The sequence below is a fragment of the Skermanella sp. genome (assembly GCF_059503625.1).
On record NZ_JCACHA010000569.1, the window covers coordinates 1 to 21,110 of the forward strand.

Annotated in this window: 18 protein-coding genes; 6 read left to right on the top strand and 12 right to left on the bottom strand. The window is 65.0% G+C overall.

Translation table 11 applies throughout. The annotated features are described in order from the left end of the window. Positions 1 to 88 precede the first annotated feature (88 nt). Complete coding sequence (locus AC5JJ6_RS13185; RefSeq protein ID WP_496042482.1) at positions 89 to 811, bottom strand: Crp/Fnr family transcriptional regulator; 723 nt, start codon at positions 809 to 811, stop codon at positions 89 to 91. Between the two features lie 296 nt (positions 812 to 1,107). On the opposite strand from AC5JJ6_RS13185, the gene AC5JJ6_RS13190 reads away from it, so the two are divergent. Continuing rightward, on the top strand, positions 1,108 to 2,703 hold the full coding sequence (locus AC5JJ6_RS13190) for a DUF4384 domain-containing protein (protein WP_496042483.1): 1,596 nt from the start codon (positions 1,108 to 1,110) through the stop codon (positions 2,701 to 2,703). A 782-nt stretch (positions 2,704 to 3,485) separates the two neighbouring features. Here the strand turns inward: AC5JJ6_RS13190 and AC5JJ6_RS13195 are convergent. The 3 genes from AC5JJ6_RS13195 to AC5JJ6_RS13205 form a co-directional block, all read right to left on the bottom strand. Next, positions 3,486 to 4,310, bottom strand: coding sequence for a GIN domain-containing protein (locus AC5JJ6_RS13195; protein ID WP_496042484.1), 825 nt, complete (start codon positions 4,308 to 4,310; stop codon positions 3,486 to 3,488). A 68-nt stretch (positions 4,311 to 4,378) separates the two neighbouring features. Next, the gene (locus tag AC5JJ6_RS13200) at positions 4,379 to 4,714 is read right to left on the bottom strand and encodes a hypothetical protein (protein WP_496042485.1); all 336 of its coding nucleotides are present in this window, start codon (positions 4,712 to 4,714) and stop codon (positions 4,379 to 4,381) included. A 37-nt stretch (positions 4,715 to 4,751) separates the two neighbouring features. Beyond that, on the bottom strand, positions 4,752 to 5,099 hold the full coding sequence (locus tag AC5JJ6_RS13205) for a hypothetical protein (protein ID WP_496042486.1): 348 nt from the start codon (positions 5,097 to 5,099) through the stop codon (positions 4,752 to 4,754). Between the two features lie 358 nt (positions 5,100 to 5,457). Between AC5JJ6_RS13205 and AC5JJ6_RS13210 the strand changes: the two genes are divergently transcribed. The 3 genes from AC5JJ6_RS13210 to AC5JJ6_RS13220 all read left to right on the top strand — a co-directional run bounded on the left by AC5JJ6_RS13210 (position 5,458) and on the right by AC5JJ6_RS13220 (position 11,231). After that, positions 5,458 to 8,031 carry an SUMF1/EgtB/PvdO family nonheme iron enzyme gene (locus AC5JJ6_RS13210; RefSeq protein ID WP_496042487.1) on the top strand — a complete coding sequence of 858 codons (2,574 nt, stop codon included), beginning with the start codon at positions 5,458 to 5,460 and terminating at the stop codon, positions 8,029 to 8,031. 92 nt (positions 8,032 to 8,123) lie between these two features. Continuing rightward, positions 8,124 to 9,281, top strand: coding sequence for a DUF4384 domain-containing protein (locus tag AC5JJ6_RS13215; RefSeq protein WP_496042488.1), 1,158 nt, complete (start codon positions 8,124 to 8,126; stop codon positions 9,279 to 9,281). Between the two features lie 102 nt (positions 9,282 to 9,383). Continuing rightward, positions 9,384 to 11,231, top strand: coding sequence for a CHASE2 domain-containing protein (locus AC5JJ6_RS13220; protein WP_496042489.1), 1,848 nt, complete (start codon positions 9,384 to 9,386; stop codon positions 11,229 to 11,231). On the opposite strand, the gene AC5JJ6_RS13225 is transcribed toward AC5JJ6_RS13220, so the two are convergent. The 5 genes from AC5JJ6_RS13225 to AC5JJ6_RS13245 form a co-directional block, all read right to left on the bottom strand. Then, positions 11,212 to 11,652, bottom strand: a complete 441-nt coding sequence (locus tag AC5JJ6_RS13225) for a DUF4399 domain-containing protein (RefSeq protein WP_496042490.1) — start codon at positions 11,650 to 11,652, stop codon at positions 11,212 to 11,214. The genes AC5JJ6_RS13220 and AC5JJ6_RS13225 overlap by 20 nt on opposite strands. A 71-nt stretch (positions 11,653 to 11,723) precedes the next feature. Further along, positions 11,724 to 12,200, bottom strand: a complete 477-nt coding sequence (locus AC5JJ6_RS13230) for a DUF4399 domain-containing protein (RefSeq protein WP_496042491.1) — start codon at positions 12,198 to 12,200, stop codon at positions 11,724 to 11,726. A gap of 146 nt (positions 12,201 to 12,346) precedes the next feature. Beyond that, positions 12,347 to 13,057, bottom strand: a complete 711-nt coding sequence (locus tag AC5JJ6_RS13235) for an OmpA family protein (RefSeq protein ID WP_496042492.1) — start codon at positions 13,055 to 13,057, stop codon at positions 12,347 to 12,349. Between the two features lie 126 nt (positions 13,058 to 13,183). Further along, positions 13,184 to 14,410 carry a hypothetical protein gene (locus AC5JJ6_RS13240; RefSeq protein ID WP_496042493.1) on the bottom strand — a complete coding sequence of 409 codons (1,227 nt, stop codon included), beginning with the start codon at positions 14,408 to 14,410 and terminating at the stop codon, positions 13,184 to 13,186. Continuing rightward, positions 14,403 to 15,803, bottom strand: coding sequence for a hypothetical protein (locus AC5JJ6_RS13245; RefSeq protein WP_496042494.1), 1,401 nt, complete (start codon positions 15,801 to 15,803; stop codon positions 14,403 to 14,405). The genes AC5JJ6_RS13240 and AC5JJ6_RS13245 overlap by 8 nt, the downstream gene beginning before the upstream one ends. A gap of 312 nt (positions 15,804 to 16,115) precedes the next feature. Between AC5JJ6_RS13245 and AC5JJ6_RS13250 the strand changes: the two genes are divergently transcribed. Both AC5JJ6_RS13250 and AC5JJ6_RS13255 read left to right on the top strand, forming a co-directional pair. Then, positions 16,116 to 17,201 (top strand): hypothetical protein, encoded by a 1,086-nt coding sequence (locus AC5JJ6_RS13250; protein ID WP_496042495.1) that lies wholly within the window; start codon positions 16,116 to 16,118, stop codon positions 17,199 to 17,201. A gap of 21 nt (positions 17,202 to 17,222) precedes the next feature. Continuing rightward, a complete protein-coding gene (locus tag AC5JJ6_RS13255) occupies positions 17,223 to 17,630 on the top strand; it encodes a hypothetical protein (protein ID WP_496042496.1) in 408 nt (135 codons plus the stop codon). 63 nt (positions 17,631 to 17,693) lie between these two features. On the opposite strand, the gene AC5JJ6_RS13260 is transcribed toward AC5JJ6_RS13255, so the two are convergent. The 3 genes from AC5JJ6_RS13260 to AC5JJ6_RS13270 all read right to left on the bottom strand — a co-directional run. After that, positions 17,694 to 18,053, bottom strand: coding sequence for a hypothetical protein (locus tag AC5JJ6_RS13260; RefSeq protein ID WP_496042497.1), 360 nt, complete (start codon positions 18,051 to 18,053; stop codon positions 17,694 to 17,696). A gap of 319 nt (positions 18,054 to 18,372) precedes the next feature. Further along, entirely contained in the window at positions 18,373 to 19,362 is a 990-nt protein-coding gene (locus tag AC5JJ6_RS13265) for an HD domain-containing phosphohydrolase (protein WP_496042498.1), read from the bottom strand. A 70-nt stretch (positions 19,363 to 19,432) separates the two neighbouring features. Beyond that, positions 19,433 to 21,110, bottom strand: a 1,678-nt coding sequence (locus tag AC5JJ6_RS13270; protein ID WP_496042499.1) for an ATP-binding protein, incomplete at its 5' end; no start/stop codon positions are given.

A 21,110-nucleotide genomic window follows, 5' to 3' on the forward strand; every position in this document is an offset into this window, starting at 1 on the left:
CGGTCGGCTCGATGGACTCGAGCAGCGGCTGCGAATAACTCCAGCCGGTTCGGAAAGCCCGGCGGCGACCGCCGCCGGGCGCCGGATCTCAGGTCTCTTCTTCCTCGTCGAAGAAATCGGCCAGTTCACGCAGGCCTTCGAGATCCCGAATGGTGACGGAGCCCGACGATACCGTGATCAAGCCATCGCGCTGCCACTCGTTGAGGTGCTTGTTGGTGCTTTCCCGCGTGATCCCGACCAGGGTTCCCAGCTGCTGCTGCGACAGCTTGACGTCGATCCGGGTACCGCCCTTCTCGGCCACGCCGAAGGCCGTCGCCAGCCTGACCAGGCAGCGGGCCAGCCGGCACGGCACTTCCAGGAACAGCGTGTCCTCCAGCTGCGTGCTGGTCCGCCGCAGACGGTCGCACAGCACGTTGAACATGCGCAGGCAGACGGTAGGGTGCGCTTCCAGCCACGGCAGGAAATGCCGGCGTTCCAGCACCAGGAGGTCGGTCGGCTCCAGCGCCACGGCCTCGGCAGTCCGGGTCTTGCCGTCGAGCAGTGCTATCTCGCCGAAGAACTCGCCCTTGCGGACGATATTGAGCGTCACTTCCTTTCCCTCGGCGGAATAGCTGCAGATCCGCACCCGGCCGGACAGAACCGCCATCATGCTGGAACCGGGATCGCCCTGGCGGAAGATGATCGTCCGCGCGCGGTGCTGGGCGACTGTGGCATAGGCCGCCAGTTGGGCCAGTTCACCTTGATTGACATGCTTCAGCAGGGAATGCTCGGAAAGGACGGCGAGCTTGTCTTCAAGTCCCGTGATAGCCATTCGACTTATCCCCCGGAAACCGGCTCTTCATGCGGCACGCATCGCAAAACATTATGACCACACGATCCCAGGATCGTCCACTTCTCCCACGTCGATGAAAACTTAAACGAAATAGAAATTGCGACTCTAACACTTCAGATTATTACTTACTACTTTAGATGGGACACCAAGTCGGTAAAACTTTTTGTATGCTGAAACATACGCGAAGCAGTCGCACACTCTCGCTACCCGGTACACGCAACCAACCGCCTGTCAGCCATTCCACAAATCGACACACCGGCGCAAAGGATCGGACCATGTCCAGCAACCGCTTGTTTCCCCGCAGCCGTTCCGGACGCCCTTTGTCCCGGCGCGCCGGGTGGCTGATCGGCGGTTGCCTTACGCTTGCCGGCTGCATGTCCGATCCCGCCATTGCCCCCGTGGTGTCGGAAGCCAAGACGACGCCGAACAAAACAATCAGCAGCTTCACCACCAGCCTGCAATGCATGGACACCTTGCTGTGGCAGCACGGCAAGAGCGACATCTACATCATGACATCGGGCATCCCGGATGCGACCGGCAAGGTCGCGGCGGGCACGAAGGAGATGCTGATCACCGCGATCTCGCGCATGTCGGCCCGCAGCAACGCGTTCCGCTTCGTCGATTTCGAGCCCAACCCGACCAGCGACGTGACGGCGCTGTCCGCGCTCATCGGCGTACAGCCCAACTTCGTCGTGCCCAGCTACTACATCCGGGGCGCCGTAACCCAGCTTGACGAAAGCGTCCTGAGCGAGACCCAGGGAGCGGGCCTGTCGCTGCCCTGGCTCGATGTCGGCGCGTCGCGCGATCAGGTCGTCTCCGTCGTTTCGGTCGATCTGAACGTCGGCGAGGTGGTCACCCGCCAGATCCTGCCCGGCATGTCGGCCAGCAACTCGATCGCCGTGATCCGCTCGGGCGTCAGCGGCGACGCCGGCGGCCGGATCGAGAAAGCCGGCCTGTCGTTCAACGTGGCCTTCAACAAGTCGGAAGGCTTCCATCAAGCCGTCCGGACCCTGGTGGACCTCAGCGTCGTCGAAGCGCTGGGCAAGCTGACCCGCGTGCCGTACTGGCAATGCCTGGGTCTCGACCAGACGAACCAGACCTTCCGTTCCCAGGCGCGCGAGTGGTTCGACACCACGCCGGCCGACGAACAGGTGCGTTTCGTCCAGCAGGTGCTGACCAGCACCGGCTACTACGACGGCCCCATCACCGGCCTCTACGACAGCCAGACCCGCGACGCGGCGGGCCGCTATCAGGCCGACAACGAACTGATCCCCTCGGGCCGCATCGACTTCGACCTGTACTACTCGATGCTGAGCAAACCCGGCGTGCTCGCCCGGGCACCCGGACGCGAGGGTGGCATCACCGGGGCCGGCGGCAAGGGTATCCCGGTCATGCCGACCGATCCGGACGGCCAGCGCCGGCTCGACGTGTTCCTCAATACGGATCGCGGTCCCCTGCCCCAGTACAAGCTGGGCGAAACCCTGGTCGTGAAGGTCCAGCCGACCGTCGATGCCTTCCTGTACTGCTACTACCAGGACAACGACGGCAGCGTGTCGCGGGTATTCCCCAACCGCTTCCAGCCCGATGCCTTCGTCAACGCCAACCAGCAGGTCGAAATCCCGCCGGGCTACGAGAAGCCGTTCAACATCCGCCTGGACAGTGTCGGCGATAACGAAGCCGTGGCCTGCTTCGCTTCTCCGCAGGAAGTCGGCTTGTCGCTGCCGGACGGCATGAAGCTGGACGACCTGAAGCCGATCCCGAGGGCGACCCTGCAAACCGTGACGGACGCCTTCAACAAGATCCCGGGCGCCAATATCCGGACCAAGCGCCTGAACCTGCGGGTCGTACCGGGCAGTTCGGTGAGCTTCTGAGCCGCACCTGTATCTGCTACCGAACCATCCACGCTGGCGATTCTTGACCGAGACGAGCTCAGCCGTTTCCACCTAGCCGTCCTGCTCCGAAAATCTTGGAAGCTTCCGCCCCACGGGACGACCTTCTCGGCACACCGGTCGGGATGAACCTACAATACCGATGGCCTCAAAGATTGACCGGTCAAGGATACCGGCCTGTGAAATTGCACCAATCTCCCACGCGTCAATCTCCGAGGCCGTAGGACCCGCACCTGACCTCCTCCGCAATCCATCGCACCGGCGGTTCGAAAAGTCGGATGTCGGGCTTGAGCGGTCCGACCTATACGAGCGTGCCTCCGCTCGCTGCGGTTTCCGGAGCACCGAGCGTGCTTTTGCAGTTCGGACCGCTTAAGCCCGGCATTGGCAGCCGCGTCCAATAAACCGGTTCCACATGCTTGCTGTTTCAGATATTATTCCTATTCATGTGCTCATCGCCATCTCGACACCTAAACCGAAGAGTCTACTCTCTTCTAAAAAACACCGTTCCAGACAGCCGATGTCGAGGAATGATGACATTTGTTGACGGATAGAGGGATGTCGACATGGATGCGTCCCCTCCGGCACCAATACGGCATGCAGTGCTTATCCAGCCGAAAGAGGATTGAAATCCTCTACGGCATTTGCTATACCCCGTTGCGCCCGGCACTGGATCTTTGACGCCGTAAATAAAAAAACCCTGCGCCGAAACCGTTCGACGCAGGGGGAGAACGCGGGGGCCGCCAAGTTGCTATCGACGTCCTCTTCTACGGCCGATAGCCCGTCCGGACCGTGCCAAGGCCGCTGATCCGCACCTTGGGTTCCTGGCGGACCTTCTGCACCTCGATCGATCCGACGCCCGATACCGCCAGTTCGGCGCGTTCCGCCGGGGCTTGAACGATCACGCTCCCCGTGCCAGCTATGCTGGACTTCAGGCTGGTCACCGATCCGGCCAGGACGGTGATGCTGCCGGAACCGGCGATATCGGCATGCAGGTCGCCGTCCACGCGGGCGACCTCGATCTCGCCGCCGCCGCGCACCGACAGGCGGGCGCTGGTCATGGCTCCGGCACGGACCTCGCCACCGACCAACTCGAACGACAGGGGAGCCTTGAGTGCCACGATGTCCCATTCCCCGGCCGCCGCCGTCACCGTCAGCGGAGTGCCGGTCGGCACGTAGAGTTCGACCTTCGGCGGATCGTCGGCGGAACCGCCGATGGCGACGCCCCCTTCCGACGTGATGGTGAGGGAGCCGATGCGGGTCTCCGCCCGGGCGCCTGGACCCGATGCGATGTTGATCGCCGATGCGCTGAGGGAACCGGCGTTCACCACGAGGACGCCCGCTTCCGTCCGCCGGACCAGATCGCTGATCCAGCGCTTCGGTCCCTCGGCCCGCAGCCGGATGTCGTGACCGTCGTGGTGCCGGATGCTGACGTGGCCGGCCACGCCGATCAGTTCGGCGGCGCTGGCATCGAACGACTCGTCGATGCTGGCCCGCTGCCCGGTTCCGGAGCCGGCCCAGGAGGAGGCTGAAGTGGTCAGCAGAAGAACGGCCGTCATCGCGGCCAGCCAGTGATGAGGTTGGCGGATCATGTCTCTCGCTCCTGAAGGTTCCCGGCGTAACGGTTAGGGCTTGACGGTCTGGTGGGTGCGGCGTCCGGCTATTCGCCGCCCTTGCGCTCTTCCTGGAGAAGGCAGGTGGTTTCCGGCGACGGGTTCACCAGCATGACCATCTGGTCGGCGCCGCCGCGCCGGAAGCGGAGGCTGTTCGAAGCGTCGAAGAAGTTCACCGCCGCGTCGCGGAGGCCGGCTTCGTCGATGATGCGCGCACCGTTCTGCCAGCATTGCAGGCGCACGGCGCCGCTGGGCGCCACCGAAGCGGCGCCCCCCGACTTGGCGCCTACCGGAGGTCCGCTTTCGTTCACCACGGTCGCGGCGGCCATGCCGGCGACGGCCGCCGACAACAAGGCGCCCAGGATCACGGTTCGCACGGTCATGGATCGCATCCCTATCGGTTGATCCGGAAGAACGGCATCAGCAGCCGCCGCGCCCGACGTTGTTGATGACGTCGCCGGTGATGACCGTGATGACTTCACGCGGTGCCCGCGATCCCTTGGGCACGAAGACGTTACCGACGGACTGGCTGCCGCAGCCGTTTGTCTGACCGCCGGTGAAGTCCTGGTTTTGCAACTCCCCCTGGCGCCGCCAGTTCTTCGCTATCTCCCTCTGGATCTTGGCATTGAAGCGGGGTTCCAGATGATTGCGCTGGTTCAGTTCCTTGGCATCGGCGCCGCCCGCGAAGCTCAGGGCAAGTCCGATGCCGAAAGCGGTACCTGCGATCAGAAGCCGTCCGGTCTTGAAGATCGGCGATAGGTTCGGCATGGGGACTTGCCCTCCTCTGCATCATGACCGGCGGGTGATCCGCCCTGTCGATGAAACAGGCTAGACCGATAGCCTGGAGGATGTCTGTGAACGCCTTCACGGTGATAAATCCCACACTCAGGCCGGAGCGGCGCAGGCATGATGGTATAGGATGTAATAAAATGACCTGACCATCACTGAGCTGCCCGACCGATCCGCTTGGCGGGAGCTTTCGGAATACTTACTTTTGTGCTCTGTCAACGCATCCGCGACCGGCGTTATAATCCGTTCTGATAACTTGCCGCCGGTCCTTCCATTCGCCCAAGGCTTGCGGTCCCGACTGCGCCGGGCGGTTCGCGACAGTGGGGAATTCTGGTTGATGAGAGTTCTCGGTTTCTTGCTTGCACTGATGCTGACGGCCTGCCTGACCGCCCCCTCCTATGCTGCGGACGGGGATAAGCGCATTGCGCTCGTGATTGGGATCGGCAGCTACAAATATGCGCCCGAACTTCCCAATCCGCCGAACGACGCCCGCGCCATCGGTGCCGCCCTGCGGAAGCTCGACTTCGAGGTCCAGGAAGTCTTCGATCTCGACAACCGCGCTTTCGCCACCCATCTCCGCGATTTCGGGGTGAGAGCCTCGACCGCGGATGTCGCCGTGGTGTTCTACGCGGGCCATGGTCTCCAGGTGCGCGGCCAGAACTATCTTCTGCCGTCCGATGCCCGTCTCGAACGCGAACGCGACCTGGTCTACGAAGCCATGCCGCTCAACCTCATCATGGGAGAGCTGGCGCAGGCGCGGAAACTCGGCGTCCTGATCCTGGACGCCTGCCGGAACAATCCCTTCGCCGACCGCCTGTCGCGCAGCAACGCCGGCGCCATCCGGGAGCGCGACGTTTCCGCCGGCCTCGCCCGGATCGACGATACGCCCAGCGATACGCTGGTGGCGCTGGCGACCCGTGCCGACGCTCTGGCCGAGGACGGCTCCGGCGACCACAGCCCCTATACCGATGCCCTGCTCAAGAACTTCGAAGTGCCGGGCCTGGAACTCGGCCTGTTCTTCCGCCGCGTCCGCGACAACGTGATGGAAGCGACGCAGGGGCGGCAGGAGCCGTTCATCTTCGGCTCGCTCGGCGCTACGCCGTTCTACTTCAACCCCGCGCCGCCCAACCGCAACCCGGTGATTCCGCCGCTCAAGCCGGTCACGGTCGCGGACAATGTCGATTCCGTCAAGCTCGGCATCGGCAAGATCGTCGATCCCGACGGTGACGAAGTCTTCGCCCAGATCTCCGGCCTGCCCCGCTCCGGTCAAGTCCGGGTCGGCGACCGGATCGTGCTGATCGGGGACTATCTGAACGTTTCCCAGCTTGCCCAGGTGACCTTCAAGCCCGAACCGGGCGGCATCGGCGCCATCGGCAGTTTCGATTTCAACGTGATGGAGAACCGGGGCGGACATGCCTCGGGCAGCATCCCGATCAGCGTCAATCAATCGAACCGCCCGCCGGTCGTGGCCGGAGAGCGGACCTTGCGGGTAGCGGTTACGCAGCTCGGGCTTGAAGCGCCAACCGATCCCGACGGCGATCCGCTGGCCATGACGGTCGCCGGTCTTCCCGCCGCCGGAAAGGTGCGAAAGGGTACGCAGCCGCTGAAGATGGGAGACAAGCTGACGCCGGCCGACTTCGCCGGCCTCTCCTACGATCCTGAACAAGCCGCTCCCGGCACCGCCGGCACCTTCTCCGTCCTGATCGACGACGGCCATGGCGGCAAGACGACCGCCTCGGTAAAGATCGAGGTAGCGCCTCCCGGCACCGCCCCCAGCGGACCCGACCTGGACGACGCCATGTGGCAGCGGGTACGCACAGCCGCACAACCGGCCGACTTTACGGCCTATCTCCAGCTTTTCCCCGGCGGCCGCAATGCGCCGCTGGCACGGGAACGGCTGGCGGCACTGGGACCGCCCGCGTCACAGGCAACCGTCGTCCAGTCAGCACCGGCACCGGCACCTACCCCGACGGCGCGGCAGGAAGCCAAGAAGCCGGAGCCTGCGCGGACCGAGATCGCCAGGCTGGAGCCGCCCAAACCGGAACCGGCCAAGCCCGAAGCTAAGAAGTCCGAGCCGCCAAAAGCCGAGGCCGCCAAGCCGGCTCCCTCGGCGCTCCCGCCGGTAATTCCACCGGTGGCCGCGACCGATCCCTCGGCCGCCGCTGCTCCGGCAACCCGCAATCAGGGGACGAACAACAGCTTCCAGGACTGCCCGGAATGCCCGGTCATGGTCCGGCTGCCGGGCGGCAGCTTCACGATGGGAGTCCCCCGCGGCGATCCCAGCGAGCAGCCGGCGCACAAGGTCTCGCTCGCCCGACCCTTCGCGCTCGGCATGTACGAAGTGACCGTGGCCGAGTGGCGCGCCTGCGTCCGGGGCGGCGGCTGCACCGACATGCCGCGCATGGCCGCATCCGTCACCGACGAGACTCCCGTCCACAACGTTCACTGGAACGACGCCGTCGCCTATGCCACGTGGCTGTCCAAGCGGACGGGACAGCGATACCGGCTGCCGACCGAAGCGGAATGGGAATACGCCGCGCGCGGCGGCACCGCCGGACGGTTCTGGTGGGGAGAAGCGGTCGGCGTCGCCAATGCCAACTGCGAGAACTGCGGCGGCAGCTATGAACGCTCTCTCCCGCTGCCGGTCGGAAGCTTCAAGCCGAACCCGCTCGGGCTTTACAACATGAACGGCGGCGTCGCCGAGTGGGTGGCGGACTGCTGGAACAACAACTACAAGGGCGCTCCCGCCGACGGCGGGGCCTGGGTGCAGGGCGATTGCCGCAAGCGGGTGCTGCGCGGCGGGTCGTGGCGGAACGATGCGGACTCCATGTCCGTGACGGCCCGGCTCAACTATGACGTGGACGTGCGCTACCTCGCCAACGGGTTCAGGATCGCCCGCGACCTGAACTGAATTTCCCATCGGAATTCGGCTCGGGTGTCGCCTGGTTTACTGTGCGCCGACGTGGCGGCGCTCAGGATGGGGCAGCATTCACGGAGGTTATCATGCTCAAGACCCGCCGGAACAGCCCGCTCCTTCCCTGCGCGGCCCTCGCCATCGTCCTTGGCCTGGGCACCGCCGGGCACGCCGTCGCCGATCAGGCGATCGTCGTCGCGGCCACGGCGCCGGGCCTCACCATCGGACAAGTGATCGAGGACGGCGCCGCCGTCCGCATGCCGGAAGGCTCCAACGCGCTGTTCCTTTTTTCGAGCGGCCGGACCGTCACCGTCAAAGGCCCCTACGAAGGTCCGCTCGACCGCCTGTCCGGCGGCAAGGAAGCACAGGGCCGCCTCACCGGTCTGTTCGGAGCGGAACGGTTCGCCCAGAACGAACTGGGCGCCGCCCGCAACCTCGGCACCCCCAGGACCCGCTCCGCCGACGAGCTTTCGGCGATCGACGCCTCGGTTCCCGGCGTCTGGTGCGTGCGGGCCGGGCACGCACCCGCCATCCAGCGCCCTGCCGATCCCGCCTTCAACCCCGTGGTGCTGAAGCCCGCGGCCGGCAAGGCGACGACGGTTTCATGGGCCGGCGCCTCGGCTACCCAGCCCTGGCCTCCCGCACTTCCCCTCGACGACGGCGCCGAGATCCACGTCCGCAGCCGCGACCAATCGCAAAGCCACAACCTGGTAATGCGCATCGTGAAAGACAGCGACGATCCCGGCGTTCTGGCCGTGGGTCTGGTCAAGGCCGGCTGCCGGCGGCAGGCCGATGCGGTGCTGACCGCCATCGGCGAAGCGACCGTCCCGCTCGACCTCTACCTGTCGTCGGAACGCGGACTTTACCCGACATACCATGCGGGAGAAGCGGTCCGGCTGGTGCTGCAGACCAACCGCGACGCCCATCTGTATTGCTACCTGCGCCGGCGGACCGACCTGATCCCGATCTTCCCGTCGCCGGACTCCGGCGGCTCCCAGGTCAAGGGCAGCATGCCGCTGACCTTCCCCGGCGACAGGATGCCCCTGCCCCTGGCCGCTTCCGAACCCGGCAGCGACAGCGAAGTCCGCTGCTTCGCGGCGGACCGCGATCTGGCGGCCGACCTGCCCTCGGGCATCCAGGCATTCAAGCCGCTCGGCGCCGATGCCGTCGCAAAGCTGGAAGCCACGCTGGACGGCCTGCGCCAGACCCGGCTGGTCGTTACCCAGATCGTCCTGCGGGTAAAGTAGCGTCACGCCGGGAACAACGGCCAGGAACAACGGCGGCTCGGGAAGGCTGGAGGAATCTTGCAGGATGTGCGGATACCGGGCCGGGGGCTTCAGGCGGGAGGTATGGTCCGCAGGATCCGGCTCCATATCCGGGACTGGGCGCCGCACGGCATGGTGGCGGCGATCGTCCTGGGCATCGCCGCGGCGTCTTTCGTCCTGCCGCTGATCCTGCCGCCGCTGCGCCTGGCCGACGAAAGCTTCGGCGATCTGCTGATCGGCCATTTCTCTCCACCCGAACCGCAGCATCGCGGCGTTGCCATGGTGGCCATCGGAGAAGACAGCTTCGTGGCGCTGGCCTGCCGGTCTCCGGTCGACCGGGCGTTCCTGGCTGACCTGATCGAGCGGCTGCGTGCCGCCAAGGTCAGGGCGATCGGCATCGACATCCTGTTCGACCAGCCGACATTGCCCGAAAACGACGAGCGGCTGCGCCGCCGCCTGACCGATCCCGGCGTGCCGGTCGTCGCGATCTCCGCCCTTGAAGGCACGGCCCTGACCGAACGCCAGCAGGACTTTCTGCGCGGCTTCCTGACAGGAGTCCCGCATGGCTATGCCAATCTGGCGAAGGACACGCTGGACGGCACCATCCGCTGGCATGTGCCGGCCGCGGCCGGTGACGGCGGCCCGAGCTTCCCCGTCCGTCTGGCCGACGTCCTGGGAGTGACGCCGCCGACAGAGCCGTTCCGGATCGACTGGCGCAACGGGCCGGAACCCGGGACTCCCCCATTCCCGATCTACCCGGCCGAACTGGTATCGCTGCTGCCGCCGGACTGGCTGGCGGGAAAGGTCGTCCTGGTCGGCACCGTATTGTCGGGCACCGACCGCCACCGGACTCCGATGACGCCGGCGGGCGCCAGCATGCCCGGTGTCGAGGTCCAGGCCCATGTGCTGGCCCAGCTGCTGGACGGGCGTGCCAGCCGCCGCCTGGGCATGCCCGGACAGGCGCTCCTGACGCTGGCGTCGAGCGCCGCCGGGGTGCTGCTGGCGGTGGCGGGACTGCCGCTCTGGCTGCTGGCGCTGGCCGGTTCGACCATCCTGGCAGCGCTGTGGTCCGGCAGTGCCGCCCTGTTCGCCGGCGGAAGCGTGCTTGTCCCGCTGCTGTCGCCGACCCTGGCGCTGGCGGGAGGATTGGCCGGAATGACCGCTCACCGGTCGCTGCGCGAGCGGGCCGACCGCCGGACCTTGATGGCGCTGTTCGCCAACCACGTCTCGAGACCGGTCGCCGAGGAGATCTGGCGCGAGCGCGCCACCTTCATGGCGGGAGGGCATCCGAAGCCGCAGCAACTGACGGCGTCGGTCCTCTTCTCCGACATCAAGGGCTTCACGACCATCTGCGAAGCCCTGCCGCCCGATGCCCTGATCCGCTGGCTCGACGCCTATCTGGACGCGATGGTCGATGCCGTCTCGGCCCATGACGGCGTCGTGCTGCGGTTCATCGGCGATGCCGTCCTTGCCGTGTTCGGTGCGCCGGTCGCCCGGACTACGCAGGCCGAGATCGACGCGGACGCGGCCCGTGCGGTCGATTGCGCGCTGGCGATGGGAAAGGCGCTCGACCCGTTGAACCGGCGCTGGGAAGCGGAGGGGCTGCCGCCGGTCGTGATCCGTGTCGGCATCCATACGGGACCGCTGGTCGCCGGCAGCCTGGGCGGAGCGCGGCACCGGGAATACTCGCTGCTGGGCGACACCGCCAACACCGCCGCCCGCCTGGAAGCCTATGCCAAGGAGGTCGGCGAGCTGACGTCGCCGTGGTGCCAGGTCATCGTCGGCGAACCGACCTGGAACGCGGTGAAGTCCCGCGTGGGCGGGGCGCCCGTGGGCGAGCTGATGCTGAAGGGCAAGCGCAACCCGGTGCGGGTCTGGCTGGTGCGCGACGCCGCATCGGCCGGCGGATGGATCAGCGAACGATCACCGTGATCTTCTTCGACATGACGGGCGGGTCATGGGGGACATGGTCCGCATCGCCCATCAGCAACTGGATCGTGTGGCGTCCCGGCGGCAGCTCCAGGAAGGTCTCGGTCTGGCCGGCCCCGAGATGGATGTGCTTCTTGTCGTTCGGGATCGGTTCGTTCAGCGGCGGCAGATCGGTGTCGATCAGCAGATGATGATGCCCGGTGTTGGGCTTCACGATACCGGACGGCGCCACGCCGAAGTTGCGCAGTCCCAGCCAGACCTTGAAGCGCTGGGTCACCACTTCCCCGTCGTTGGGCCAGCCGATATAGGCATAGGCGTCCTTGGGGGCGGGCTGGCGCTCCGCAGCCGATCCGGGCGCTATCCCTCCCGCGATCCCGATCAGGATACCGGCTGTCACCAGAAACGGAGCGGAGAGGGATCTCATGGCGTGCCTTTCTGTTTCGGCGCTCTTGTCGGCGGCTGGAAGTCGGCGTCTGGAAGCCGGCGGGTCGCGCCTCAGCGAACGGTGATCGTGATCTTGGGCGACGTGACCGGGGGATCGTGCGGGACATGGTCGGCATCGCCGATCAGCATCTGGAGCGTATGGGTGCCGGGCGGCAGCTCGATCCTCGCCTCGGTCTGGCCGCCGCCGAAATGCAGGTGGTTCTTGTCGTTGGGGATCGGCTCGTCCAGCGGCGGAAGGTCGCGGTCGATGATCAGGTGATGGTGTCCGGTGTTGTCCCGGCGGACACCTGCCGGAGCCACCCCGAAGTTCTGAAGACCCATCCGGACCCAAAGTTTGCCCCCGTCGATCACGGCGCCGTTGGGCGGCCAGATGATATAGGCCCGCGCATCCTTGGGTGCCTGCCCCCGCTTCGGCGGCGTATCCGGCTGGACGGTCGCCGCATCCTGCGCCTGGACCTCAGCCGGAAAAGCGGTGATCGCAAAGGCCGGGGCGCAGGCGAGGAGAAGAGCCGCAATCCGTACGATCATTTCAACCTCTCCACCGGTGGCATCGGGATCATTGTCGGGGAAACACTCGAAAACTTGAAATGCTTACCCGGTGAGGAGTCTTCTGGATAAGGGAGGACCACTCACCTGATTAATCAGGAAGACAGCCGTCCTGGAAGAAGGGCATGTCAGTTGGCGCGGGCGAACTGGACCCGGCGGTTGTTCGGGTCGAACGGGTTGGAGGTCAGGGGCTCCGCCTTTCCCTTGCCGACGGCACGGATGCGCGACTCCGCGATCCGATGCTTCTGAACTAGGTAGTCTTCGACCGCTTTCGCCCGGCGTTCCGACAGCTTGAGGTTATAAGCATCGGCGCCTTTCGCGTCGGTATGCCCTTCGACGACGATGGCGACGTTGGGTTCGGAGTGAAGGACGGTGCCTACCGTATCCAGATACTCATAAGCGTCGGCCGGAATGACCGCGCTGTCGAAGCGGAAGTTGATGCGGAAACCGAAGGCCGCCTGATCCGGGGCGTGAGCGCGTTCTTCCCGCGGTTGAGCCTGTGCCGTCGCAACCTGGGCCGGCGGCATATCGGCAGCTTCCTCGACCGGTGCCGGAGGCATCGCAGTCGCGGGCGCGGCCTGACGGCGTTCGGTCGTCTCATAGGATGCATGGGTCGTCGAAGGGGACGGGGCGTTGCTCTGGGCCGACTTCACGGCGCCGCCGATGATCTCGATGCTGCGGTAACGGGGAGCGGGCGCCGGAGCGGCCAGCATTTCCTGGACTTCGGAGACGGTCGGCGGCCGGTCGAACATCCTGACCTCCCCCGCCGTCACGGGCGCCGCGAAAGCGGGAGCGAGAAGGAGTGCGGTGACGACGCTGCGGGAGAAGATGCTGTGCATGTCCGGTCTCCATGTCAGGTATTGGCTCTGCATGGGAAGACTTTGACGGACAAGCGACCCTGTCCGCAGTGAATGGGTTCATAGGTTTGGAAAAATCTCGAGATTCCGTCCCTTTAAGGAAGCTGCCTACAGAACGGCGGTCCGCGCCTTGATGGCTTCGATCCGGCTGACGACCTCGTAATCGACCTCCCCCGTCCGCCAGTCCTGGAGCTGCTGGACGATGCGGTGGCGGATGCCGGAAAGATTGTCCATCGTGACCCGGACCGTCGTCTCGCATTCGCCCTTGGGGACCAGCGGAATGATCCGCATGATCTCGGCGATACGGCGGTGGTCGATGTTCTGCCGGTCGGCCATGGCGGCCTGCCACAATTCGCAGACGTCGAGCCAGCCGTCGAGCAGCCAGGCCAGCCGGTCCATCGCATGGCGAAGCTGCGAGATGTTGGTTTCCCAGTTGCCGAAGAAGGCCGGCAGGTTCCTGATCTCGCGGTCAATCTCCCCGATCATGCGCTCGGCCATCCGGGCGGTCACTCCGGCAGTCTCGGCGGCGAGATGGCCGGTGGCTCCGATATTCGCGGCGGAAATCGACGCCCGCAGGTCGCCCAGCTGGCGCAGCGTCCGGCGCAGGTAGCCGGCGTCCTCCTCGTCGGCGAACCCCAGCGGTCCCATGGCGTCGCTCAGTTCCAGCAGCCGGTTTCGGCATAGTTCCGACGGCTGCCGCGTCAGCTTTGCGAACACCTCCGAGACCTGGACGATGATGCTTTCGCCGACACGGCCGCGGACGCGCCGCATCAGATCGTCCGTGGTCTTGTCGAGCACGCCGGTCAGCCGGATGATCCGGCGCAGCATGGCTTCGCGGGTGAGCTTCTCGTCCGTCGCGATCCGCTCCATCGCGACCGACGCGGCAGCGGCGGCCTCCACTCCGGCAAGCCCGGTCCGGGCGACCCGGTGGGCCGCCAGACGCATGCGCATCGGCGTGATGGCGTCGGCCAGGCTGATCTCGGCCTGAAGCGCCCGGTCGTGAAGGGTAAGCCGGAGTACGGAGGTCAGCCCCTCCCACGGGAAGACATAGATCGACCGGCCGCCGGAAAAGCCCATGACGAGCACTTCCAGATGATTCGTCCTGCCGTCGCGCCTGACCCTGGAGAACGCCAGTTCAGGCGTCGTGAAGGGTACGGTAGTCCCGCGCTCGTCGAAGGTGGACGGGGCGTAGTCATAGGCCAGCCGAAGCGTCTGGGCATCCCCGCCGTAAGCCACGCGGGCCGGCTCCGCCTGCTTGCCCTGGGTCTGCCTGCCCTGGGCCGGCTTGCCGGCAGCGCCTCTGCTGAGGCCGGGAGTCGGGGCGGATCTATTCATGGGTCGTATTCATCGCGTGGATGATCTTCAGGAAGAACTGCGCCGGATCGCTGCTCTCGGCAAATCCCAATTGCACCGCGCAGTCCTCCAGCATTTCCAGCACCGTTTCCTCGTTGCTGATCGGCTCGATCGAACGGGCGACCTGCACGGCCACCGCCAGGGCGTCCTGCTTTTGCCGCATCGTGCCGCTGACGCGCGCCGCCGCAATCCGGTCTAGTCTGGCCCCGACGGACTCGATGGCCGTTTTCGCCAATTCCTTCAGGTCGGCCGGCGGATCGTAGATGTGGTGGATCGCGGCCTGGACCTTGGCGACCGCGAGGATGGTCTGGCCGAGCGCCTTTATCTCATCCATGGTCGGCAGGGATTCTCCCGGTCCCCCGGTGAACGAAGCGACGCTGGAGCTTGCCGCCTTGGCGAACTGGCCGCCCAGGAACTCGTGGATGCGCCCTTCCATCTGATCGATGCTTTCGCCGATCTGGCGGTTCAGGTGGGGCGAAGCCAAGCGCATGACGCCAAGGCTTTCCGCGGACGCCCGAACCTGATCGGCAGCGGCGTTCAGATCGGCGGGAGTCGTCAGTGCCGCGGCGAAGCCGGCGTTCAGCGCTTCGCCCTCCCGCGCCACCATGAGCTCGCAGACTTCGGAGGCGATCGAAGCACCGGCGCCTCTGGCCGATTTTTCCGCCAGGGCTTCGATCAGCGCGCCGGAATGGTCGGTGAGGTCCTCGTCCATCAGCAGCACCAGGAAGAACAGCTTGTACCATCGCTGATCCCCCCGCCCCGCCGAGGCCTGCCGCGCCAGCGCCATCACGGAGCGCGCATAATCGTCCCCGATGCCGATCAGCTGTTCCGACGCCATGATCTGGCGCTTCGCGGTAAGGATCTCGTCCCGCATCTGATAGATGGCGTGGACTTCCTCCATGACGTCGGGCAAGTCGCGGTGCATCGCCGCCAGCCGGGCGGGCATGCCACGGTCGCTCGACAGATTGGACCGGATGCGGGAAACGGCGTCCGCGAAGGACGCGAGAAGCTGGCGGTGCTCCATCATCGGGCACGGCTGCGGCATCAGCATCTGGTTGGAGGCATCGATCCGGTCGATCGCTCCGTGGTCGGGCAGCTCTTCCTTCACAAGCGACCACAAGGGAGCGACGCAATTGCGGGGAATACTGCCGAACGTCCTCACGCGCGACGCATCGTTGGACAGCAGGCTCTCGAACGGAAGACAGAACAGCCGCGAAGCCGTCAGCCGGCGCAGGGGCCGGATCTTCTTCAGCCTGTGACGGATCTGATCCTTGAGCTGACCTCGCAGCTGGCCGTCAGGCATCTTGTCCGCCAGAGCATAGACCATCTTGATCTTCTCTTCGGAAAGCTGATCCAGCTCTTGTCTTTCCGGCAACTGCATAGCTTCAAGACCCCTTGCCCATCGCGGCGACACTAAGCTTTTGCATAAAATTTAAATATACTATCGATAGAACTAGTCTTTGGCACTCATGGGTGCCGAACAGATCACCCATAAGTTTACCTCTGTAGAGGTATATCTTGAACTAAGACTTTGGGGATACAGACCAACTATACCTCTTTTTATAGGGGGTTAATGGCGTGACATCGTCTAAAATAGTACCCAACGATGGGAGCCGGCGCTGTTAGCTTGTTTTGACAGGGGGTAGGTATGAGTGGAGTAACAGCGTTAGGCCAGGCTGGGGACGTAGTGCATGACGCGGTGCCGTCGACCTTCGAGGAAAGAGGGACGACCATCCCGTTCACGACGCCGGAACTGGCATACTGTCGTCTGCGGAGGGGCAGCCGCGGCGCTCTGGAAGTCCTGGTCAACGGATTTTCCGGAGGACGCTGTACCTATGTCTTCCCCTGGGCAAGCATCCCGCAGGTCGTCCGCCTGTCCCTTCACGACAAGGCGCTCCACGCCGAGATCTCCTATTCCGATGCGACCACGCCCGACAAGATCAGGATGGCGGCCTATCGGGTGGCCCGGACCGGACTTGGCGGTCCCGAGCTGATCGAACAGGCCAACAAGGCGCTGGAGCGGGAAGCGACGGAAAAGCTGGCCAGCGGCTTTTTCCTGATGCTGCGCGTGATCGAGGCGACGGGTGTCAATACCGACCGCGCAGCACTGGCCCTGATCAACATCCACTCTTCCGAGGGGCGCACGATGGTGAAGCAGGCGTTCCGCCGGCTGGGCGACCACATCGCGACCACTCCCGAAGCCTGCCATCAGCGAATACTGGAATTGAGCGACATCATCCAGCCCATCGGCTTCGAAATCGAAGGGCAGCGCGGGCGTTTGCGCCAGCTTCTGCATCGGCTGAGCCATTTCCGCGACGAGGTGATACGCACCGACAGCGGCGGCACGACGCGGACGCTGGCCGAGGTGGCGCAGCTCACCATGAGGATCGGCAACTCGATCCTGTCCGAGATCGACCGCGACATCGGCAATATCATCCGCTTCGTCGCAGAATGGGATGTCCGCGTCACGTCGGCCCGCCAGAGCATGGAACGGCTGTCGTGGCTGCTGGACGGCTGGGGCCAGGTCTGCGACCTGTGGGACGGTAGTGACGGAGACAAGACCCTGGGACGCCATCAGCGGATCACGGAAATCATGCGGATCATCCCCGTCGTTCCACGCAGCGAGAGTCAGACCCGGATCCATGTCGAGCCCGCCGACTTTCAGCGCCGTCAGAACCGGATCGTCCAGCAGAACGAGGACTGGCGTACCGGACAGATGGACAGCGAAATGTCGGCGCGCCTGGGGAAACTCCAAGCCCGCAACCAGACCTGACCGCGGCCGGAGGAACGATCGATGTCCGACCAAGGCTCAAGGGCCGCCACCAGCAACGAGGAGTTCATCCGGGTGGTGGACACTTCCGGCGAATTGATGGGGGAGTTTCCATCGTCGAGGATAGCGCGGGAATTCGCGCGCCGCATGATCGAGGCCCGCAAAGCCTCCACCCTGATCGTGGAATGGTCGAAGCATGGCAGGCGGGGCCAGTTGGCGATCACCCGCAGGACGGTCGATGCCGCCGACCGCCGGCTTCAGGAACTCAAACATCAGAACGAGCGGCGCGCCCGCCGCTGGGCCAACCTGATAAGCGGCATCGCCGTGGCCGTCATCGGTATGCTGGCGCTGCTGAACGTCACCGGCGCCTATCTGGAAGCCCGACAGGTCAGACCGGGGCAGCCGGTCGTTCAAACCCGGACGGGAGGCTGACTGGGACGGGCGCTCCGTCCCCAACCTCCGCAAGCCCAACCTCCGCAAGCCGGGATGGCCGCCTCACTCCGCGGCCAGACCGGCAGCGCTGGTGGAGCGGCTGTTGAATTCGGCACGGAGACGGTCGCGAGCCTCGATCATGGCGTCGAGATCCTCCAGTTCGCAGGCCTCCTGACAAGCCGAACAGAACTCTTTCGCGACCCGGACATCGTTCATGAGCACATCGAGTTCGTCGATGAACCGTTTCATGCCTGAAATCATCAGCTCGGCAGCCGCTCCGACCATCCAGGCCTGACGCTCGATCCCTTCGAAAAGGTTGTCGCCGGCGACACGGGTCGGGCCGGCTGCCGGGGCGGAGCGGCTCCGGGCTGCGCGGACTTCCGCCAAGTCTACGATGGAGCTACCGGCTGTGCTTCCAGCCATTGGCGCGGACGCGGTCATAGTGGACGCATCGGAGCTTCCGGAGTTTGACATTTTTGAACTTCTCCCCACCACAGTGCATTGAAAACCGTACTCTCAGTGGGGAATTGCATAAGCGATGCCAGCCGGAACATTGCTTTCGGTCTATGGAACAGACGCGGAGGCTCAGTGGATCCGCATGCGATTCCGCGGCTTTCCGGTATCGTGGGAAGTTATTCGACAATTTGTCATAGATACTGTTCGCATTTTGCTATTTTCATTTTGCGACACCCGCAAAACGCCTGCATCCACCCATCGTTACTTCAAGGATGGACCCGCGGGATCAATCCCGGAACTCTTCCCTGATCTCCAATATGACCGGCAGGCTTGAAAAGAACGCGGCCATGCAGTCGGGATCGAAATGACTGCCGGTGTTCGCCTTGAGGAAATCGAGAGCCTCCTCGACCTGCCATGCTTCCTTGTAGGGCCGTGCGCTGGTCAGCGCGTCGAACACGTCGGCGATGGCGACGATGCGGCCCGCCAGAGGAATATCCTTGCCCTTCAATCTCTGCGGATAACCCGTGCCGTCGAATTTTTCGTGATGGCTGAGAGCGATCGTCGCGGCCAGGCGGACTAGCGGAGAGGCGCTGTCTTCCAGGATCCTGTAGCCGTGGATCGTGTGCTGCTTCATGACTTCGAATTCTTCGTCGGTGTAGCGGCCGGGCTTGAACAGGATGTGGTCGGAAACCGCGACCTTGCCGATATCGTGCATCGGTGCGGCCATGCGGATGCGCTCCTGCATCTGCCTGGACAGTCCCATCGCCGCCGCGATGACGGCGGCGTAGCGGGCCATCCTTTCCAGATGAGCGCCGGTCTCGCTGTCGCGCGAGTCCATCGACCGCGACAGGCGCATGATCAGTTCGCTCGCAGCCTCCTCCCGCAGGCGGAGAGTGGATGCCCTGAGCGCCAGCAGGTTGCGGCAGCGTGCGACGAATTCGATCCGGTCCACGGGTTTGGACAGGAAATCCATGACGCCGTTGAGCAGCGCGTCGCGGCGAAGGCCGGTGTCGGCATTGGTCGTGACCATCACGATCGGCACATCGGCCATGTTCGGCATCGAACGCAGCCGGGAAACGAACGCCATGCCGTCCATTCCGGGCATCATGAAATCGGTGACGACCAGATCCACCCCCTGCTCCTCGCACGAAGCCAGGGCTTCCTGAGCGGAAGCTGCCGTCTTGACGATGACATCGCCGACAGCCTCGGCGTACCGGCTCATCAGCATGCAATCGGCCGGACTGTCGTCCACGATGAGGAGGTTCATGTCGATCATGGGCAAGCGTTCCTCATACTCGGTTTCAAGCCCATTTCGGCAAGATGGAACCGTCAGGTTTCCGACGGCGTCAGGCGGCCAGCGCACAGGACAGCAAGGCATCCCTCGCCTCGTGCAAGGCGCTGTCGATGCGGTCGACCAGATGCTGGGGCGGCGGCATCGTCGCCTGCCCCACCGCCTTGCGCAGCTGTTCACACGCGATCACCAGCGACGGCAACCCCATGGTGCTGGCAGCACCGGACAAGCTGTGGAGTTCAAGCTCCAGCCGGACACCGTCGCAGTTCGATGCGGCGGCGCGGATCGCGGCGACCCGAACAGCGGAATCCGACAGAAAGGTCTCGAACAGCAGCCCGGCATCGGATCCCATCGTCTGGATCAGTTCCTCCAGCGTGTCCTGATCGATGACGGGTCCACGCTCGACACTGTCGACGGAAGGCATGTTGCGGCCCCACGTCCTCACGGTCTCGTCCAGTCGCTGGCGGCTGATCGGCTTCGGCATATAGTCGCTCATGCCGGCATCGATGCAGCGGGCCTCGTCTCCCCTCATGGCATGCGCGGTCAGCGCCACGATCGGCACGGAGGCATTGGGTCCTTCCAGCGACCTGATGCGGCGCGTGGCCTCGAAACCATCCATTTCCGGCATTTCGATGTCCATCAGGACGAGGTGGTAAGCCACCTTGGCGACAGCCTCTATCGCGGCGGCGCCATTTCCGACGACATCGACCTGATGCCCGCCCCGCCTGAGCATGCCGGCGGCGACCTGCTGGTTGACCGGATTGTCGTCGGCCACGAGGATGCGCAGCGCGCCGATCGATGCGATGGCCGGCGCAGTTGCCTGGGTCGTGCCGCCCGGCACGGCCCCGCCGGTCATCACGGCCTTGGCCATATCACCCGTACCGGGACGCAGGGGCAGCGTGAACCAGAAGGTGCTGCCCTGGGTCAGGGTGCTTTCGACGCCGATGCGTCCTCCCATCAGGTCGACCAGCCGTTTGCTGATCGCCAGCCCGAGCCCGGTGCCACCCGACTTGCCGCTGGCCTGCCCGTCCACCTGATTGAACATCTGGAACAGGCTGGCCTGTCCCTCCTGCGATATGCCCGGTCCGGTATCGCGGACCGCAAAACGGAGGTCCCCCGCGGCATCGGTGCCGACGGCAACGTCGACACCCCCCTCGGCGGTGAACTTGAGCGCATTTCCGATCAGGTTGACCAGCACCTGACGAAGCCTGCCGGCATCGCCGCGTACCGTTACGCGAGCGGCTTCCTCGATCGTCACCGACAGTTCGACACCCTTCTCGCGGGCTTTCGGAACGAACAGTTCGATGACGCTGCCGACCAGCGGCTCGATTTCCAGATCGGCGTCGTCCAGTTCGAAACGCCCGGCCTCCATCTTGGAAAAATCGAGGATATCGTTGAGGACGGTCAGCAGAGCCTCGGCCGAGGTCTGGATCACCTGCCCGTAGCGGCGCTGCTCGGCGGTCAGCACGGTACCCAGCAGCAGATCGGCCATTCCGATCACCCCGTTCATCGGGGTCCGGATCTCGTGGCTCATGGTGGCGAGGAAGACCGACTTTGCCCGGTTCGCCGACTCGGCCGCGGCGAGCGCCTGCTCCAATTCCTTGGCAAGGGCGGTCTGCCGCAGACGGGAGCGCCGCAGGTCGCGAAGCTGCCCGAACTGCATCCACACCATGCCGGCCATGCTGGCCGCCAGCGCCACGACGCAGACCGCCAGCACAACCGACAGGATGCGG

Excerpts from the sequence above, each read along its gene's own strand:
- AC5JJ6_RS13185 (WP_496042482.1), bottom strand. The coding sequence starts at position 811 with ATGGCTATCACGGGACTTGAAGACAAGCTCGCCGTCCTTTCCGAGCAT.
- AC5JJ6_RS13190 (WP_496042483.1), top strand. The coding sequence starts at position 1,108 with ATGTCCAGCAACCGCTTGTTTCCCCGCAGCCGTTCCGGACGCCCTTTG.
- AC5JJ6_RS13195 (WP_496042484.1), bottom strand. The coding sequence starts at position 4,310 with ATGATCCGCCAACCTCATCACTGGCTGGCCGCGATGACGGCCGTTCTT.
- AC5JJ6_RS13200 (WP_496042485.1), bottom strand. The coding sequence starts at position 4,714 with ATGACCGTGCGAACCGTGATCCTGGGCGCCTTGTTGTCGGCGGCCGTC.
- AC5JJ6_RS13205 (WP_496042486.1), bottom strand. The coding sequence starts at position 5,099 with ATGCCGAACCTATCGCCGATCTTCAAGACCGGACGGCTTCTGATCGCA.
- AC5JJ6_RS13210 (WP_496042487.1), top strand. The coding sequence starts at position 5,458 with ATGAGAGTTCTCGGTTTCTTGCTTGCACTGATGCTGACGGCCTGCCTG.
- AC5JJ6_RS13215 (WP_496042488.1), top strand. The coding sequence starts at position 8,124 with ATGCTCAAGACCCGCCGGAACAGCCCGCTCCTTCCCTGCGCGGCCCTC.
- AC5JJ6_RS13220 (WP_496042489.1), top strand. The coding sequence starts at position 9,384 with ATGGTCCGCAGGATCCGGCTCCATATCCGGGACTGGGCGCCGCACGGC.
- AC5JJ6_RS13225 (WP_496042490.1), bottom strand. The coding sequence starts at position 11,652 with ATGAGATCCCTCTCCGCTCCGTTTCTGGTGACAGCCGGTATCCTGATC.
- AC5JJ6_RS13230 (WP_496042491.1), bottom strand. The coding sequence starts at position 12,200 with ATGATCGTACGGATTGCGGCTCTTCTCCTCGCCTGCGCCCCGGCCTTT.
- AC5JJ6_RS13235 (WP_496042492.1), bottom strand. The coding sequence starts at position 13,057 with ATGCACAGCATCTTCTCCCGCAGCGTCGTCACCGCACTCCTTCTCGCT.
- AC5JJ6_RS13240 (WP_496042493.1), bottom strand. The coding sequence starts at position 14,410 with ATGAATAGATCCGCCCCGACTCCCGGCCTCAGCAGAGGCGCTGCCGGC.
- AC5JJ6_RS13255 (WP_496042496.1), top strand. The coding sequence starts at position 17,223 with ATGTCCGACCAAGGCTCAAGGGCCGCCACCAGCAACGAGGAGTTCATC.
- AC5JJ6_RS13260 (WP_496042497.1), bottom strand. The coding sequence starts at position 18,053 with ATGGCTGGAAGCACAGCCGGTAGCTCCATCGTAGACTTGGCGGAAGTC.
- AC5JJ6_RS13265 (WP_496042498.1), bottom strand. The coding sequence starts at position 19,362 with ATGATCGACATGAACCTCCTCATCGTGGACGACAGTCCGGCCGATTGC.